General features: G+C 61.4%; 13 protein-coding genes. 8 read left to right on the top strand and 5 right to left on the bottom strand.

Annotated features, from left to right (window positions below):
* Nucleotides 1–464: 464 nt before the first annotated feature.
* The gene (gene dctP / locus O9K64_RS09220) at nucleotides 465–1,460 is read right to left on the bottom strand and encodes a TRAP transporter substrate-binding protein DctP (protein ID WP_335342261.1); all 996 of its coding nucleotides are present in this window, start codon (nucleotides 1,458–1,460) and stop codon (nucleotides 465–467) included.
* A gap of 384 nt (nucleotides 1,461–1,844) precedes the next feature.
* On the opposite strand from dctP, the gene O9K64_RS09215 reads away from it, so the two are divergent.
* Together O9K64_RS09215 and O9K64_RS09210 are read left to right on the top strand one after the other, a co-directional pair.
* Nucleotides 1,845–3,719, top strand: coding sequence for an ATP-binding protein (locus O9K64_RS09215; protein WP_275097769.1), 1,875 nt, complete (start codon nucleotides 1,845–1,847; stop codon nucleotides 3,717–3,719).
* Nucleotides 3,694–5,100, top strand: coding sequence for a sigma-54-dependent transcriptional regulator (locus O9K64_RS09210; RefSeq protein WP_275097768.1), 1,407 nt, complete (start codon nucleotides 3,694–3,696; stop codon nucleotides 5,098–5,100). Before O9K64_RS09215 ends, O9K64_RS09210 begins: the two co-directional genes overlap by 26 nt.
* 139 nt (nucleotides 5,101–5,239) lie before the next feature.
* On the opposite strand, the gene O9K64_RS09205 is transcribed toward O9K64_RS09210, so the two are convergent.
* The 3 genes from O9K64_RS09205 to O9K64_RS09195 form a co-directional block, all read right to left on the bottom strand.
* On the bottom strand, nucleotides 5,240–5,440 hold the full coding sequence (locus O9K64_RS09205) for a hypothetical protein (RefSeq protein WP_275097767.1): 201 nt from the start codon (nucleotides 5,438–5,440) through the stop codon (nucleotides 5,240–5,242).
* Nucleotides 5,441–5,689: 249 nt separating this feature from the next.
* A complete protein-coding gene (locus O9K64_RS09200; RefSeq protein ID WP_260295669.1) occupies nucleotides 5,690–6,004 on the bottom strand; it encodes a HigA family addiction module antitoxin in 315 nt (104 codons plus the stop codon).
* Between the two features lie 15 nt (nucleotides 6,005–6,019).
* Nucleotides 6,020–6,301 (bottom strand): type II toxin-antitoxin system RelE/ParE family toxin, encoded by a 282-nt coding sequence (locus O9K64_RS09195; RefSeq protein WP_275097766.1) that lies wholly within the window; start codon nucleotides 6,299–6,301, stop codon nucleotides 6,020–6,022.
* Nucleotides 6,302–7,164: 863 nt separating this feature from the next.
* On the opposite strand from O9K64_RS09195, the gene O9K64_RS09190 reads away from it, so the two are divergent.
* Nucleotides 7,165–7,950 (top strand): DUF2189 domain-containing protein, encoded by a 786-nt coding sequence (locus O9K64_RS09190; protein WP_275097765.1) that lies wholly within the window; start codon nucleotides 7,165–7,167, stop codon nucleotides 7,948–7,950.
* Nucleotides 7,951–8,065: 115 nt separating this feature from the next.
* On the opposite strand, the gene O9K64_RS09185 is transcribed toward O9K64_RS09190, so the two are convergent.
* Nucleotides 8,066–8,674, bottom strand: coding sequence for a protocatechuate 3,4-dioxygenase (locus O9K64_RS09185; RefSeq protein WP_275097764.1), 609 nt, complete (start codon nucleotides 8,672–8,674; stop codon nucleotides 8,066–8,068).
* Nucleotides 8,675–9,152: 478 nt separating this feature from the next.
* Between O9K64_RS09185 and O9K64_RS09180 the strand changes: the two genes are divergently transcribed.
* The 5 genes from O9K64_RS09180 to hybE are packed head-to-tail and all read left to right on the top strand — an operon-like array spanning nucleotide 9,153 to nucleotide 14,587.
* Nucleotides 9,153–11,945, top strand: a complete 2,793-nt coding sequence (locus tag O9K64_RS09180; RefSeq protein WP_275097763.1) for a molybdopterin-dependent oxidoreductase — start codon at nucleotides 9,153–9,155, stop codon at nucleotides 11,943–11,945.
* Nucleotides 11,942–12,556, top strand: a complete 615-nt coding sequence (locus O9K64_RS09175; RefSeq protein WP_275097762.1) for a 4Fe-4S dicluster domain-containing protein — start codon at nucleotides 11,942–11,944, stop codon at nucleotides 12,554–12,556. The genes O9K64_RS09180 and O9K64_RS09175 overlap by 4 nt, the downstream gene beginning before the upstream one ends.
* A 15-nt stretch (nucleotides 12,557–12,571) precedes the next feature.
* Nucleotides 12,572–13,522 (top strand): NrfD/PsrC family molybdoenzyme membrane anchor subunit, encoded by a 951-nt coding sequence (gene nrfD, locus O9K64_RS09170; protein WP_275097761.1) that lies wholly within the window; start codon nucleotides 12,572–12,574, stop codon nucleotides 13,520–13,522.
* On the top strand, nucleotides 13,506–14,039 hold the full coding sequence (locus tag O9K64_RS09165) for a TorD/DmsD family molecular chaperone (protein WP_275097760.1): 534 nt from the start codon (nucleotides 13,506–13,508) through the stop codon (nucleotides 14,037–14,039). The genes nrfD and O9K64_RS09165 overlap by 17 nt, the downstream gene beginning before the upstream one ends.
* Nucleotides 14,036–14,587 (top strand): [NiFe]-hydrogenase assembly chaperone HybE, encoded by a 552-nt coding sequence (gene hybE, locus O9K64_RS09160; RefSeq protein ID WP_275097759.1) that lies wholly within the window; start codon nucleotides 14,036–14,038, stop codon nucleotides 14,585–14,587. The genes O9K64_RS09165 and hybE overlap by 4 nt, the downstream gene beginning before the upstream one ends.
* Nucleotides 14,588–14,698: the final 111 nt, after the last annotated feature.

The following is a 14,698-nucleotide window of genomic DNA, read 5'->3' as shown; positions in this document are numbered from 1 at the left end:
ACACACGGGGTGATTGGCCTGCCTTGTTGGCCTCACACGATGGCTTGTTTCCTCGAATCCGGTCCGAATGGCACTTACTTAAGCCAAGAACCACCGTCATCCCGGCGCAGGCCGGAGGAGTGGTGCAGGGATGCACCGTTTACGGACCTAAGGATGGCATCCAGACTGCTTAATGGTGGCGGTATTCCTGGATTATTCGCTTCGCTCACCCTTCGGGCCGACTTTCAGTCGTTCAACGCGCTTCGCGCTTTTGTCCGGCCTGCGCCGGAGAAGTGGTGCAGGGACGCACCGTTTACGGACCTAAGGATGGAATGACGAAAATCCTGCAATTCGCCTTAAGTAAGCACCACCAAGATCGGTCAATCACATGCAGACCCGGCGTAGTAGTTACGAAAAATGAATAATGACACCGGTGCCCCACACCCGGCGAAAACCGGGTGGGGGGACCGCTGACACCGACGGATCTACCTGGTGAACAGGGCCGCTGTAAAGTCGTACAGCGCCTTCGAATCAAACTCCTTGCTGTTCTCCTTGATCCACTCCTGGCGCACCGACTCCGCCAACTCATTCAGTTCGGCCGTCTGTTCCGCGGTGAAGGTGACATGCACCAGCCCCGCTTCCTTGATCGCTTTCTCATACTTGCCGGTGGTGTTCTCGTCGTAGTTCTTCACGTAGTACGCCATCGCCTCGTCCACCGAGCCGAGCAGGGCCGCCTTGTGCGCCGCCGGCAGCGCGTTCAGCGCATCGGTGTTGACAATCACCGGACAGTTGGCGGTACCCAGATTGAGATTGGTGGTGGCCCAGGTACCCACCTTGTAGGAGTTGGTGGACAGATGGGCGTGGGGGGCAAAGGAGGCGGCATCGATCACGCCGGAATCCATGGACTGGCGCACCTCGGTGAACGGCACCCCGGTCTTGACCGCACCGATCTTGGCCAGCACGCCCATGATGCCGCCCGGCCCGCGCACCCGCAGGCCATTGAAATCGGCCAGTTGCTTCAGCGGGTCTCCCTTGCTGACGATGTTGTACTGGGGCATCGGGGTGGGCATCAGCAGGGTGGCATTCCAGCGCGCCAAGTCCTTTACCACGATGGGATGTTTGAACACTTCGTTGTAGATCTCGGTCATGCGCGCCAGCGAGACATCACGGGAGAACGGCAGTTCGGTAACGGTAATGGTCGGGTTCTTCTGCTTGTGATAGAAACCGCAGAACTGGGCCATCTCGAACGCACCGATGGAGATGCCGTCCAGGTTCTCCTTGGGCTTGGAGAGCCCGCCGTAGGAGATGTTCATCTTGAACTCGCCGTTGGTCTTCTGCGCCACCAGTTCGGCCAGCTTCTCGATGTTCTCCGTAAAGGCACGCCGCTTGCCCCAGGTGGACACGTTCCACTCGGTCGCGGCATACAGCTCACCGGTGACGAAGGTGGCGGCCAGTGCGGCAATCAGTGCGGTTTTTTTCATGGTCTTCATGGTCTCCTCCAGATGTTATAGGGATGACTGCGGTCATCCTCGGGTGAATCCGGGGTACCCCATTACAAATTCCAGGCCAGTTACCATGGCGGCTAGCTATCCCGCTGTGCAGAAACGCTTTTATTGGTTTGAAGTGGATTAACCGACAGCACTTGTGGAATACGTCGCAAGGAGAATGAGCCATAATTGGCCTATTGAAATCCCTCCAGTGAGCCGATTTTTGCCGAAGTCGACAGGAAACCGCGGTCGCGCGGGGTGGTTCGATTCGTGCATCATAGGTTTAGCGCTCCTTGAAGGAGCGCCTCTGGCGCGATCGCTCTTCGCGGCGCAGCCGCTCTGCAGGTGCGTTATTGTCGGAAACGAGATGAACGAAAAGTGAACGGCACACCCATCACAGGTAGCGACACCACAGCAGGCAAGATCCCCGTCACCCGCTATCTGCTGATGCTGCTGGCCACGCTGCTGGTCGGTATTGCCCTGGCGTTCGGCCTGGCGCGCTGGACTGAATATCGGCACTTCGAATCCCTGGAACGCCAGGGTAACGAGCGCCTGGAACTCTATGCCTCCACCGTGCAATCGGCCAAACAACGGTTTGACTACCTGCCCTTCATCGTCTCGCGCAACGACCAGGTAAAGGCGCTGTTGCAGGGCCGGATACCCGGCGAAGCGGTAAGCCGGACGCTGCACGCCTGGCAGCAGGAATCCGCGGCGGCCGTGCTCTATCTGATGAACGACCAGGGCGAGGTGCTGGCCTCCAGCAACTGGCAGGAGCCCCAGAGCTTTGTCGGCAACAACTACCACTTCCGCCCCTACTTCCGCGATGCCATCACCGGCGGCGAAGGCCAGTTTTTCGCCGTCGGTGCCAGCACCGGCCAGCCAGGCCTGTTCCTGTCGCGCCCGGTGCGGGATCAGGACAAGATCCTGGGGGTGGCGGTGGTCAAGATCGACATGACCCAACTGGAGACGGACTGGGCACTGGGCGGCGAGAATGTACTGGTGGCCGACAATGACGGGGTGATCTTCCTCGCCAGCAATCCGGAATGGAAATATCGCAGCCTGGGCGCCATCGACCCGGCGATTCTCCAGCGCCTGGCGGCCGAGAGAAAGTACAGCAACAGGATCATCACGCCCCTGAACATCCTCAAGCAACGCCGGTCGCCGCTGGGCCAGCGCATTATCGAGCTCGAGGGGCCGACCGATCAGCTCGTCGGCGACACCCGTTACCTGATGCACCAGCGCCCGCTCAGTGAACTGAACTGGACCCTCTACTACCTGACCGACCTGAAGGAGCTGGTCTACAAAAAGCGTTCGGCCACTCTCATCGCCCTGCTGATCACCCTGCTGCTGGTGCTGAGCGGTTTCATTTTCGTCAACCGGATCCAGAGCCGGCGCCTGCTGGAAGCGCGGGTCGAAACGCGCACCCGGGAGCTGAACGACACCAACCGCCGCCTGCGCGAAGAGATCGACACCCGCATCGAAACCGAGGAGCAGCTGCAACAGACCCATGAAGAGCTGGTCCAGGCGGAGAAACTGGCCGCGCTGGGCCAGATGTCCGCCGGTATCGTGCATGAGATCAGCCAGCCCCTGTCTGCCATGCAGACCTTCGTCGCCAGCACCCGGCTGCTGCTGCAGCGGGGCGAGAACGGCAGTGCCCTGGGCAACCTGGACGACATCGGCTCCATGGTGCGGCGGGTCACCAGCATCGTCGCCCACCTGAAGAGCTTTGCCAGCAAATCCCGGGGACACAGCTCCCCCGTGGATATCCGCAAGGTGATCGAGAACGCCCTGCTGATCCTGCGGCCGCGACTGGAGCACAGCGACATCGACCTGAGCATCGCGACACCGCCGCAGCCGCTCCGGGTCATTGCCGACGAGATCAAACTGGAACAGATCCTGATCAACCTGATACGCAATGCCCTGGACGCCATGCAGCAGCAGCCGGAGGCCGGGCGCCATCAACTGAAGATCCACACCGAGGCCGACGGTGGCCGGGTCCATATCTACATTGCCGATACCGGCTCGGGCATCAATCCCGATGACCTGCCGAAGGTATTCGACCCCTTCTTCACCACCAAGCCGCAGGGCGAGGGGCTGGGTCTCGGACTCTCGGTCTCCTACGGTATCGCCAAAGAGTTTGGCGGCGACCTGGCGGTGGTGGAACACTCGGAGCGGGGCACCCTGTTCAAACTCTCCCTGGATAGCGCACTTGAAACCGGAAACAAGCATGATCAAAAAGCCGTTGAACAATAGCGACGACGAGGCACAGCCACGGGTGGTGCTGGTGGATGACGACGCGGCCATCCGCAAGGCCACCAGCCAGTGGCTGCACCTGGCCGGCATGGCCGTTCGCGATTACGCCAACGCCGAACAGGCCCTGTCCCTACTCGCCAGCGAATCCAACGTGGTGGTGATTTCCGATATCAAGATGCCCGGCATGGATGGTCTGGAGTTCTCCCGAAAGTGCGGCGAGATCGATCCCGACCTGCCGGTGATACTGATCACCGCCCACGGCGACATCCGCATGGCGGTCAAGGCGATGCGCGACGGCGCCTACGATTTCATCGAGAAGCCGATCGAGCCGGAACTGCTGATCGACCGCATCCAGCGCGCCTGGGAGAAGCGCCAACTGGTGATGGAGAACCGCAAACTCAAACGCATGGTCAACCGCGGCGCCAGCCTGGAAAACCGGCTGCTGGGCAGGTCGCCGGGGATACGCCAGCTACGCCAGCAGATCGTGCAACTGGCGGAGACCCCGGTGGATACCGTGATCAACGGCGCCACCGGCACCGGCAAGGAGCTGGTAGCCCAGTGCCTGCACGAATGGAGCCGGCGCTGCAACGGCCCCTTTGTCGCGGTCAACTGCGGCGCCATACCGGAGACGCTGTTCGAGAGCGAGCTGTTCGGCCACGAAAAAGGCGCCTTCACCGGCGCCACCGGCAAGCGCATCGGCAAGATTGAACACGCCGTCGGCGGCACCCTGTTTATGGATGAGATCGAGAGCATGCCGATCAACTTCCAGATCAAACTGCTGCGGGTACTGCAGGAACGAAAACTGGAACGGCTCGGCTCCAACCGGCAGGTCAACCTGGACATCTGGGTAATCGCCGCCACCAAGGTGGACCTGGAGCAGGCGTCCGCCCGGGGCGAATTCCGCGAAGACCTCTATTACCGCTTCAACGTCGCCGAACTGCATATCCCCACCCTGGCCGACCGGCAGCAGGATATCCCGTTGCTGTTTGAACACTACGCCCAGAAGGCGGCCTACCAGTTCGACCGCCGCTACAACCAGCCCTCGGACGCGGAGTTGGAGTGCCTGATCAGCCACCCCTGGCCCGGCAACGTCCGGCAGCTGAAAAACATCGCCAAACGCTACGTACTGGGTGTCGGCCCATCACGCGGCATCCACACCCTGCTCGGCCAGGCCAGTGAGCCGACCGACAGCCCACGAACGGCCAACGGCCTGGCGGAACGGGTGCAGCTGTTCGAGACCGAACTGATTACCCGCTCGCTGAAAAAACACCAGGGCAACATCGCCGAGGTGATGGAGGAACTGGATCTGCCGCGCCGCACCCTGAACAACAAGATGAGCCAGTACGGGATCATGCGCAAGGAATTTATCGGTGGGGACTAGCAGTGAAAACCCTCACTGTGCAGGGAGTGAATGATCGCGGGAAGATCGGTATTTTGGAAATGCGTCGACATTGAGTCTTCATTGCTTTCTTTCGCTCTTCGATTGTCAACTGAAAGATGGCTGCCCTCTCCGTTCTGTTTCAGCCGCCTTGGTTCTTGATGAGCTTGTCCCGCTCTTTTGCGGATTGATTAATCGTTTCCTCAACACCCCTGGCCTTGTCGATCGCCTTAAGCTGAGTACCGTAAACAGTATTCTCCACAGGCATGGGCTTGTCTTCCGAATCGGAACAGCCCGCCAACAGGAGAGAGAGCATACTGGCTAAAAGCACGTTGATTTTCATGTATTGCCTCTGTCGAGCAATGAAAAATATCGTAGCGTGGGCACGTTTTCTGTGCCCACGCTGTTACCCATCAAATGCCATGCTTCACAGATCATAAGCGCCACCACCCCGATGTATCGCATCGATCCCACATCTCACCTACCGATGAATTGTGAAATATGCCGTTCGATCTTCCGCTCACACACCATGCGTCTCTTTTCTCGCTAACGCGCCCCATAGGCCGTTTTTGGCGTCGGATTGGTAGGCTTGTTATGCGGCATTTAGTGGTTTGATACGAGCCACATCTTTCTTTATTGCCTCTGCCGCATCCCACAGATCCACAGCTCTCTGGGCGTTAAGCCAGAATTCAGGTGAGTTACCAAACAGGCGTCCCAACCGAAGTGCCATCTCCGGACTGATACTCCGGCGTTCACGCAGCAATTCATTAATCGACTGCCGCGAGACACCCAAGGCCTTAGCCAAGGTGGAAACGGTTAACCCATAATCGGGCAGAAAGTCTTCACGCAGCATCTCCCCCGGATGGGTGGGCCGACGCTTGATCCTGGTTGTATTCAGAATACCCATATTTCTCGCCCCATTTCAGTGATAATCACAGACTTCAACATCATAGGCATCGCCGTCCACGAACCGGAAACAAATGCGCCATTGGTCATTAATCGAGATCGAGTGCTGCCCCTTTCGATCGCCTTCCAGTGAATGAAGCCGATTGCCGGGCGGAACCTTTAGATCATCCAACCGCGCAGCCAAATCCACGTACTCCAGTTTACGCGCAGCCCGTTTGGCCACATCCGCTGGAAACCGCTTGGCTTTACCAGTTACATACAGTTCTTGGGTAAGTCGGTCCGCGAACGTCTTGATCATGCCTGAAGCGTAATTTGTCACGTGACGCTTGTCAATATTGAGAAGAACCGAAAAAATCCCGTAAAAACCGAGTCAGGAAACAATTGATTTACTGCATTGGCGTACGCGATTTAAACACATAGGCGACTGGTCAGCCTGGCTGACCGAAAGTGATGAGCCGGAGAAACAGCAAGTATTACGGTGCAATGCTGACAAAGGGTTGCCATGCAGCGCAAAGCCGTTCATCCAGTAGATTGAGAAGATGACGGGGCAAGAGTTGCGGTATCGTCGGCGTGGATGCCCGAAAAATGCTGCCGAATAGGGGATAAGTGTAACGTCCCCTTTTTCGATAGGGTCATCCAACCCCACTAATAATAAATTATTTTTTACCAGTTGCCCGGCGGTCCGCTGATTGGGGTGATAGCGCAGGGAGGTCTTCCATGTGGCTGATTTCGGCCCTGCTTACTGAAGGCTATCCATCGTCTCTACTGCGATTTTTCTTCATAGTGCCTCATTTCCTACGAACTGACCACTATTCGTTCCCAAACCGCCGGACCTGTCGATTGATACCCGGGTATATCCCGTTAATCCAATCTGGCGTCACCCGCCACCGGACCGTCTGGGCGGCAGTCCAGCCACGATCCACAGTTGGCCGGCTCGGTTACGGGTGGCATCCACTCCCATAGATCTGTAACGGGGTGTGTCAAACCAACCCCATCGATGGCGACCGATGCGCTGCACCAAGCGCATCCCGGGATTCCGGCCTGGGGGGGTCCGTCCGACGGATACCGCGCGTGAAGCGACCTCCCGGCCAATATCCGACTGCTATACTCAGGTTTGTGGATAATGTCATTCCTGCATCGCTCAAACAGCGGAGGTGAACCATGAGCCACACCATTTTGAGTACTTATGCCGACCACCGGAAGATCGCTGAGGTAGAGGACATCTCCACCGATCAGCCGTGGCGCTGGCTGGTGGCGGGTTGGCGGGATGTGCGGCGTACACCGGCAACCAGCATCGGCTATGGTGTACTGATCACCATCGCCAGCTACCTGCTCACGCTGGGCACTGTCGTATCGGGGCTGTATTACCTGATCCCGGTGCTGCTTGGGGGATTTTTTCTGGTGGCACCCGCCCTCGGGTTGGGACTGTACGAGGTGAGTCGTCGTATCGAACAGGGCGAACCCGCCAATTTCATGCACGCGCTACGGGCCATCTGGCGACACAGCTTCGCGGTCAGCACCATGGGGGCGGCCATGGTGGTCTGTTTCATCGCCTGGTTTCTGGCGGCGAACCTGATCTTCATGGTGATGAGTAGCGGCATCACCCCCACCATTGAAAACACCATCCCCTACCTGTTCTCACTGGAAAACCTGCCCATGCTGGTAGTCGGCACGCTGGTTGGGGCGCTGTTTGCCCTGGGCGTCTTCGCCCTCAGCGTGGTGTCCGTTCCCATGCTGCTGGATCGTGAGGACGTGGATGTGATGAGCGCCATGCGCGTCAGTTTCGAGGCCTTCCGCTTCAATCTGGCGCCGATGCTGATGTGGGCCGGGTTGATCGTGCTGGTGATTATTGGCGGTTTCATGACGTTGTACGTGGGGCTCGCCATCGGCTTCCCGATGGTCGCCTATGCCTCCTGGCACGCCTATAAGGACATCGTGAAAGAATAACAAGATCATCAACTATCCCCCGGCAGGGCACGCCGGGGGATGGTTTTCAGTTGGGAACCGTAGTTTCCCCACCAGCAACATTGCCCGGTAATACGTGGATACGTCGTCCAACGGATCAGGCGGGGGTAACCTCGAGGACGACGTCCTTCTCGACCGTCCACTGCACACCCTCCTCTTGCGCCGGTCTGTAATCGGCGGTGACCAGCTTACGCTGCTCCTGGGGGATCGCCCGATAGAGGAAATCATCCGCGTTGCGGGGCTCGCCGGCGATATAGAACTGGGTGATGAAGGGTTCACTGCCCGCCGGGAATACCGCGACATGGATGTGCGGTGTGCGGCCGGGATAGGGCACCGGACGAATGGTGCGGAAGCGGTATCGGCCCTGGCTGTCGGTCACGGTGTGGCCGAAACCCTGAAAACCCGGGTCGAGCGGCCGCCCTCCCCGGTCGCCCGGATGGTGATAACGGCCGTTGACATCGCACTGCCAGATCTCCACCCGTACGCCACCCAACGGACGCCCGTTGCGATCCAGCAACTGCCCGTGCAGGTCGGTGATCTCCCCCCCGGCGGACGCCTGATGACCGGCCACCTGGACCAGGTTGTTGTCGTTATCCAGGGGCAACTCCCTGGGGTAGAAGGGACCGGCGGTCTGGCGCGGCGTCAGTGGCCGCAACGCGCCCAGGGTCGGTACCGTATAAACCGCCAACAGGCCTGCCGATATCAAAACAAATCTCCTGCGCGTGATGCTCGCCATGACCCCTGCCCCTCCATGTTCGCCTATCCGATGAGACTGGCGGGGAAGAGGGTAGGTTCCCCGCTCCTCGCCAGGCGGCTGTATAACCGGGGCCGTGATACTGGATCGGGCATCCGATTTTCACCCTATGCTGCCCTGCCGCAAACCGTTTGCGTACCTGCAATCACCGGCTCCGTCAACGCCCCCAGTGGCACTTCTGGAACCTCTCCAAAGATTACATTATTGTGAATTGTCAATGACACTCCCCCACCCCGCCGCTTACTAATTAGCCGTTCATCATCAGAAGACCCCAGGAAATACGGGGCGAGACGAACACTTAGCTGTTGCAGTTATACCCGGCTATCGCCGTAATCGAGGTATCCGCCCTTCACCGGACTGGAAGGCGAAGTATCGCTTACGCCCGGTTAACGCAACTGAGATAAACAAGTTCCCGGGAGGATACTTCACTATGGCTTGGAAACTACCCAGCCTGAACCGGCGCGCCTTTCTCAAAACGGCGGGCTATGGCGGCGCGGGCCTCGGCCTGCTCACCCCCATCGGACAGCTCGCCGGCAAGAGCGGCGCGGAACAGACCACCGATGCCGATGGCACCAGCTACAGCATCTGCAACTTCTGCTCCTCGCTGTGCAACCTGCGCGTCACCACCCAGACCCGCAACGGCGTCAAGCGCATCACCAAGCTGGCCGGCAATCCCCACTCCACCCTGAATCGCGGCAAGATCTGCGCTCGCGGTCAATCCGGCCTGCGCCAGACCTACGACACCGACCGACTGAAGACGCCGCTGATCCGGGTCGAGGGCAGCAAGCGCGGCGAGTGGGCGTTCCGCGCCGCCAGCTGGGAGGAGGCGTGGCAGTACATCGAGGCCAAGAGCCGCAAGGCCGAGATCCAGCCCTACGAGTGGACCATGGTCGGCGGCTGGACCTCCTGCGTCTTCTACATGAGCTGGGCGGTACCGTTTGCCATGGCCAACGCCATTCCCAATATCATCGCCTCGCCCATGCAGCACTGCGTCACCACCGGCCACATCGGCACCGACATGGTGACCGGCAACTTCAACATCCACGACGAGGTACTGCCGGATTACGATAACGCCAAGTACATCCTGTTCGTGGCCAACAACTCGTCCATCGGCGCCGTCTCCACCTGCCGTATGGTGCGCTTCGCCACCGGCCGCAAGCGTGGCGCCAAGGTGGTGGCGCTGGACCCGCGCCGCTCCGAGACTGCCGCCAAGGCCGACGAGTGGCTGGCCATCCGCCCCGGCACCGATCTCGACTTCATGCTGGCGATGCTCAAGGTGATGATGGACGAGGGCTATTACGACGCCCTGTTCCTCAAACAGCACTCCAACATGCCGTTCCTGCTCTATCGCGACAGCGACGGCGAGTGGCAACCGCTGACCGACGCCGAAGGCCGCCCCCAAGTACTCTCCGAGGGCTCCGAGCGCCTCCACAGCCTGTCCGCCTACAGCAACCGCAACAGCAGCGATGTGGATGGCAATCCGGTCGACCCGGCGCTGCGTGCCCCCGACGGTTTCGAGATCGACGGCAAGCCGGTGGTCACCGTGTTCCAGGCCCAGCTCTCCGAGCTGGAGGGACGTACCCCGGAGTGGGCAGCCAAGAGCACCGGCATTGACGCTGAGACCATCCGCCGCATCGCCTTCGAGTTCGGCACCACGCGCCCGGCCATCGTCGATCCCGGCTGGCACGGCGCCCGCTACCAGAACATGATGATGCTGCGCCGGGTGCAGGCGATGATCCAAATGCTCACCGGCGGCATCGACAAGCAGGGCGGCTGGATCATGAGCGGCGAGTTCCACCACAAGGCCGCGCAGATGATCGAGGCGCGGGAGAAGGGCGAACCGGCCGGTCCGCCGTTCGCCGCCCTAGCCGGCATGCCGTTCGCCAAGTTCGTGGTGGAGACCTTCTCCGACGGCAACAACTTCCCCCACGGACGCCCCGGCTGGGCCTGGGCCTACAGCGCCCAGGAACGGGCCGCCGGGCGTGAGTATGTTGCCCTGCCGGTGATGGCCGATACCGGTCTCAAGGAGTCGGTGGAGGGCACGCTCAGCTGGAACGGCGAATCCTACCGCACCCGCGCGGTGCTGATCAACGCCGCCAACCCGGTGCGCCACTACTACCCGGACACGCGCTGGAAGGAGATCCTCGGCCACCCCGACATGGAGCTGGTGGTCGCCGTCGACGTGCTACCGGCGGACACCACCCTGTGGGCCGACGTGATCCTGCCCAACTCCAGCTACCTGGAGCGCGACGAACCGGCCCTCTACGGCAACGGGGTCAACCACGACCTGGCGCTGACCACCCGCTACGCCGCCATCGACCCGCTCTACGACACCGAGGAGACGCCGGACATCCTGCTGCGCATGAGCAACATCATCAGCGGCAGCGAGTACGGCCTGCTGCAGTGGGTGGAGAAGCTCACCGGTCTGCCCGCCGAGGTGGTCAAGGAGCGCTACGCGCAGAAGCGCACCCAAATGGAACACGGCGCCTTCTCCGCCGCCTGCCGCGAGGTCTACTTCGAGCAGACCGCCCAGCGGCTGCACACCACGCCGGAGGCGATCGACCAGACCCTGCGCGAGCGCGGCATCTACCAGGAGCAGGAACGCGAGGCGCTGCTGGAACACGCCGCCATGCCGCGGAAACTGCCGCTGCCGTCGGAGTCGGGACGGGTGGAGTTCTTCGCCCCGCTGTTCCACGCCCTGCGCCAGGGCGGCAACCGGCTGCCCAACTTCAACGTGCTAGGTGGCCACATCGAAGCCCAGTGCCGGCCCGACACGCCGATGGACATGCCGCTGGCGGGTGACGAGTTCTATTTTACCTACGGCAAGACGCCCACCGTCTCCTACGCCTCCACCAACAGCAACAACCCGGTGCTGGCGGCCATCAACCAGTTCAAGCGGGAGATCTACGGTGGCGTCTGGATTCACCCGGACCGCGCCGAAGCGCTGGGCATCCGTACCGGCGACCGGCTGCTGTTGCGCAACACCGCCACCGGCCAACAGACCGAGGGTGACGCCTACGTCACCCGGCTGATCCGCCGCGACACCCTGTTCATCCACTCCTCGTTCGGCTCGGAGAATCCCAAGCTGACCCGGGCCTACGGTTTCGGCACCGCCACCAGCAAGCTGATTCCCTACCGGGTGGAGCCGGTGGTGGCCGGCTTCCGCTCCCAGGAGTTCACCATCAAGGTAAGCAAGCTGCATGAGAAGGGAGGTGTCGCATGACCCGCTTTGCCATGGTCATTGACCTCAACACCTGTGTCGGCTGCAACGCCTGCATGGCCGCCTGCGCCATGGAGAACCAGACGCCGGTATGGAAAAACAAGTGGCGCACCTATGTGCACGACAAGGAGATCGGCAGTGGCGAGGATGTGCACCGGCGCTTCTTCCCGCGCCTGTGCAACCACTGCGACAACCCGCCCTGCCTGAGCGTCTGCCCCACCGGCGCCACCTACAAGCTGGACAACGGTATCGTCAAGGTGGACGAGGCGCTGTGCATGGGCTGTCGCGCCTGCGCCATGGCCTGTCCCTACGATGCGCGCCTGGAGGTGACCCACGACGACGTGGAGACCGGACGTGACTTCTACGGCGAGGCCTATCGGCGCAGCCGCCCGAGCATGGACAAGTGCACCTTCTGCGACCACCGCCTGGAACAGGGGCTGCAGCCGGCCTGCGTCGAGACCTGTGTCGGCTCGGCACGCCAGTTCGGCGACCTGGACGACCCCAACGACCCGGTGGCGCAGATGGTTGCCCGCGGCGTGGCCCGTCCCTTGATGCCACATCTCGGGACCCGGCCCAACGTCTATTACATCGATGATCTGAAACGGAGGGGCTGAGCGATGGACGTCACCATGAGCTATACAACCCAGGAGATCTGGACCTGGTGGATCGCCGTCTACCTCTACCTCGGCGGTCTCGGCGCGGCCACCCTGGTGGTCACCTTTCTCACCGACATGTACCTGAAGAACCACCGCGCCCTGGTGCTGTGGGGTGCCTTCTCCGGCATCGCCATGCTCAGCGTCGGCTCGCTGATGCTGTTCATCCACCTGCTCGATCCCCGGGCGGTGCTGCACGTGATCAACCCGCTGGTACTGTTCCGCCAGCCCCACTCATGGATCGCCTGGGGCACCCAGTTCATCATCTGGATGATGTGGTGGGGACTGTTCTACGCCCTGCCCTACCTGGTGCAGTCGGAGCGGGCGCGCAAGCTGCCGCTGCTGGGCGCCGTGCTGAGGCTGAAGGTGATGAACCGGCTATCCAACCGATGCTGCCTGCGCTTCCACAAGACCATCGGCTGGCTGGCCACCATCAACGGCATCGGCGTGGCGGTCTACACCGGCCTGCTGCTGCAATCCTTCCCGGCGGTGGCCCTGTGGCACAACCCGGGCGTACCGCTGCTGTTCACCGTCTCGGCCTTCTCCACCGCCCTGGCCTACCTGCTGCTGCTGCTCAACCTGGTGATCAAGCATGAGGACGACTACTACCTGAAGGTGTTCTACGAGCGCACCGACACCATGCTGATCGCCGCCGAGCTGGTGATTCTGTTCTCCTTCTTCCACTACATGGCGGCGGGCAACGAGTCGGCGTTCCGCTCGGCGCAGCTGCTGTGGCAGGACATGGGCTGGCTGATCGGCTTCATCGGGTTGGGTCTCATCGTCCCCTTCCTGCTGGAACTGAAAGGCGTGATCAAGGGCTGGACCGGCCGCCTGCCCATCGTCACCGCCTCGGTACTCGTACTGGCGGGCGGCTACCTGCTGCGCCACTACTTCATGTATGCGGGGGTCTATGCCCATCCCTGGTAAACCGGCGGACCCGGGGCAGCTGCGGCTGCTGGCGGGGCTGCTCGCCGGTCCCACCGACGACAGCCTGGCACTGCTGCAGGTGCTGGCCGACGACCACCCCTGGCTCAGGCCAGGTGTGGACGAGCTCGCCGCCCTGCCCCTGGACCAGTGGCAGGGCGAGCACACCCGGCTGTTCGTCAACGGCTATCCCAGGACACCCTGCCCGCCGTTCGAGTCGGCCTACCGTCACGGTTGCATGCACGGCACTGCCACCACCCAACTGGGCGACCTCTACCGGCGCCTGGGGCTGGCCGTCGGCGACATCCCGGCCGACTACCTGGGGGCCGAACTGGAGGCGGCCACCTGGTTACTGGAACAGCCGGACGCACACGCCACCGAGCTATGGGACGAACTGTGGAACAACCACTTGGCAATCTGGGCCGGGCGTTTCGCCGCCGATCTGCAATCCGAAAGTGAATTGCGGCTCTATCGTGACCTGGGGGAAAAGATCGCGGCCCTGTTCGAGGCGCAACCATGAACGTCACCTGGCAACCATCCCATCCATTCATCGAGCGACCGGAGCAGTGGCCGGGGGCGGTGCTGGCCGTACACCAGACACTCTACCGGGAGGTGATGGCACGAGACCCGATGTGCAACGACAAACTGCGCTTCGAACTGCGCGCCTGTCGCACCCTGGAACAGTGGCAGGTAATGCTGCTGGTCACCCCCTGGATGCTGTCGCGGGTGCTGATGCCAATACAACCGCCCGCACTGAGCATTCCCGCTGACTGGAGCGCGGAGGCGCGGGCCGAGGCCGACTACCTGGTGCTGGGGCCGCGACTGGATTTCCAACTGCTGGATCAGCCCCAACAGGCTCACCTCAACTACCACCCCCGCCTCGGCCACTACCTGCTGCAGCCGCTGATCCTGAACATGGCCGGATTCGACAGCGTCGACGCCGTATTCGAAGCCTGGAACCGGGTCATCCGCACCCGCGATGAGAACATGGAGAAGATGCGCCGCGACTGTCCCTGGCAAAAAGAGGTATCGCGAAGAGAATTGTTCCGGGGATTACGTGCCCATTAACCGGTAGGATGGGTGGAGGAGGAACAACGTAACCCATCATTCATTCGCCAAAGCGTCCTTCAAATCCCGAACCGCCCGCCCAATCCGCCGGAGACCATTTCTTTCGAGCCA

Origin of the sequence: Sedimenticola hydrogenitrophicus (assembly GCF_029017505.1) — a bacterium.
GTDB classification, from domain to species: Bacteria; Pseudomonadota; Gammaproteobacteria; order Chromatiales; family Chromatiaceae; genus Sedimenticola; species Sedimenticola hydrogenitrophicus_A.
Note: the sequence above shows the minus strand (reverse complement) of the source record. Positions and strands in the feature narration are given on the sequence as shown.

What these genes read in the sequence shown, in the direction of transcription:
- dctP (WP_335342261.1), bottom strand. Translation starts at nt 1,460, where the DNA reads ATGAAAAAAACCGCACTGATTGCCGCACTGGCCGCCACCTTCGTCACC.
- O9K64_RS09210 (WP_275097768.1), top strand. Translation starts at nt 3,694, where the DNA reads ATGATCAAAAAGCCGTTGAACAATAGCGACGACGAGGCACAGCCACGG.
- O9K64_RS09205 (WP_275097767.1), bottom strand. Translation starts at nt 5,440, where the DNA reads ATGAAAATCAACGTGCTTTTAGCCAGTATGCTCTCTCTCCTGTTGGCG.
- O9K64_RS09200 (WP_260295669.1), bottom strand. Translation starts at nt 6,004, where the DNA reads ATGGGTATTCTGAATACAACCAGGATCAAGCGTCGGCCCACCCATCCG.
- O9K64_RS09195 (WP_275097766.1), bottom strand. Translation starts at nt 6,301, where the DNA reads ATGATCAAGACGTTCGCGGACCGACTTACCCAAGAACTGTATGTAACT.
- O9K64_RS09190 (WP_275097765.1), top strand. Translation starts at nt 7,165, where the DNA reads ATGAGCCACACCATTTTGAGTACTTATGCCGACCACCGGAAGATCGCT.
- O9K64_RS09180 (WP_275097763.1), top strand. Translation starts at nt 9,153, where the DNA reads ATGGCTTGGAAACTACCCAGCCTGAACCGGCGCGCCTTTCTCAAAACG.
- O9K64_RS09175 (WP_275097762.1), top strand. Translation starts at nt 11,942, where the DNA reads ATGACCCGCTTTGCCATGGTCATTGACCTCAACACCTGTGTCGGCTGC.
- nrfD (WP_275097761.1), top strand. Translation starts at nt 12,572, where the DNA reads ATGAGCTATACAACCCAGGAGATCTGGACCTGGTGGATCGCCGTCTAC.
- O9K64_RS09165 (WP_275097760.1), top strand. Translation starts at nt 13,506, where the DNA reads ATGCCCATCCCTGGTAAACCGGCGGACCCGGGGCAGCTGCGGCTGCTG.
- hybE (WP_275097759.1), top strand. Translation starts at nt 14,036, where the DNA reads ATGAACGTCACCTGGCAACCATCCCATCCATTCATCGAGCGACCGGAG.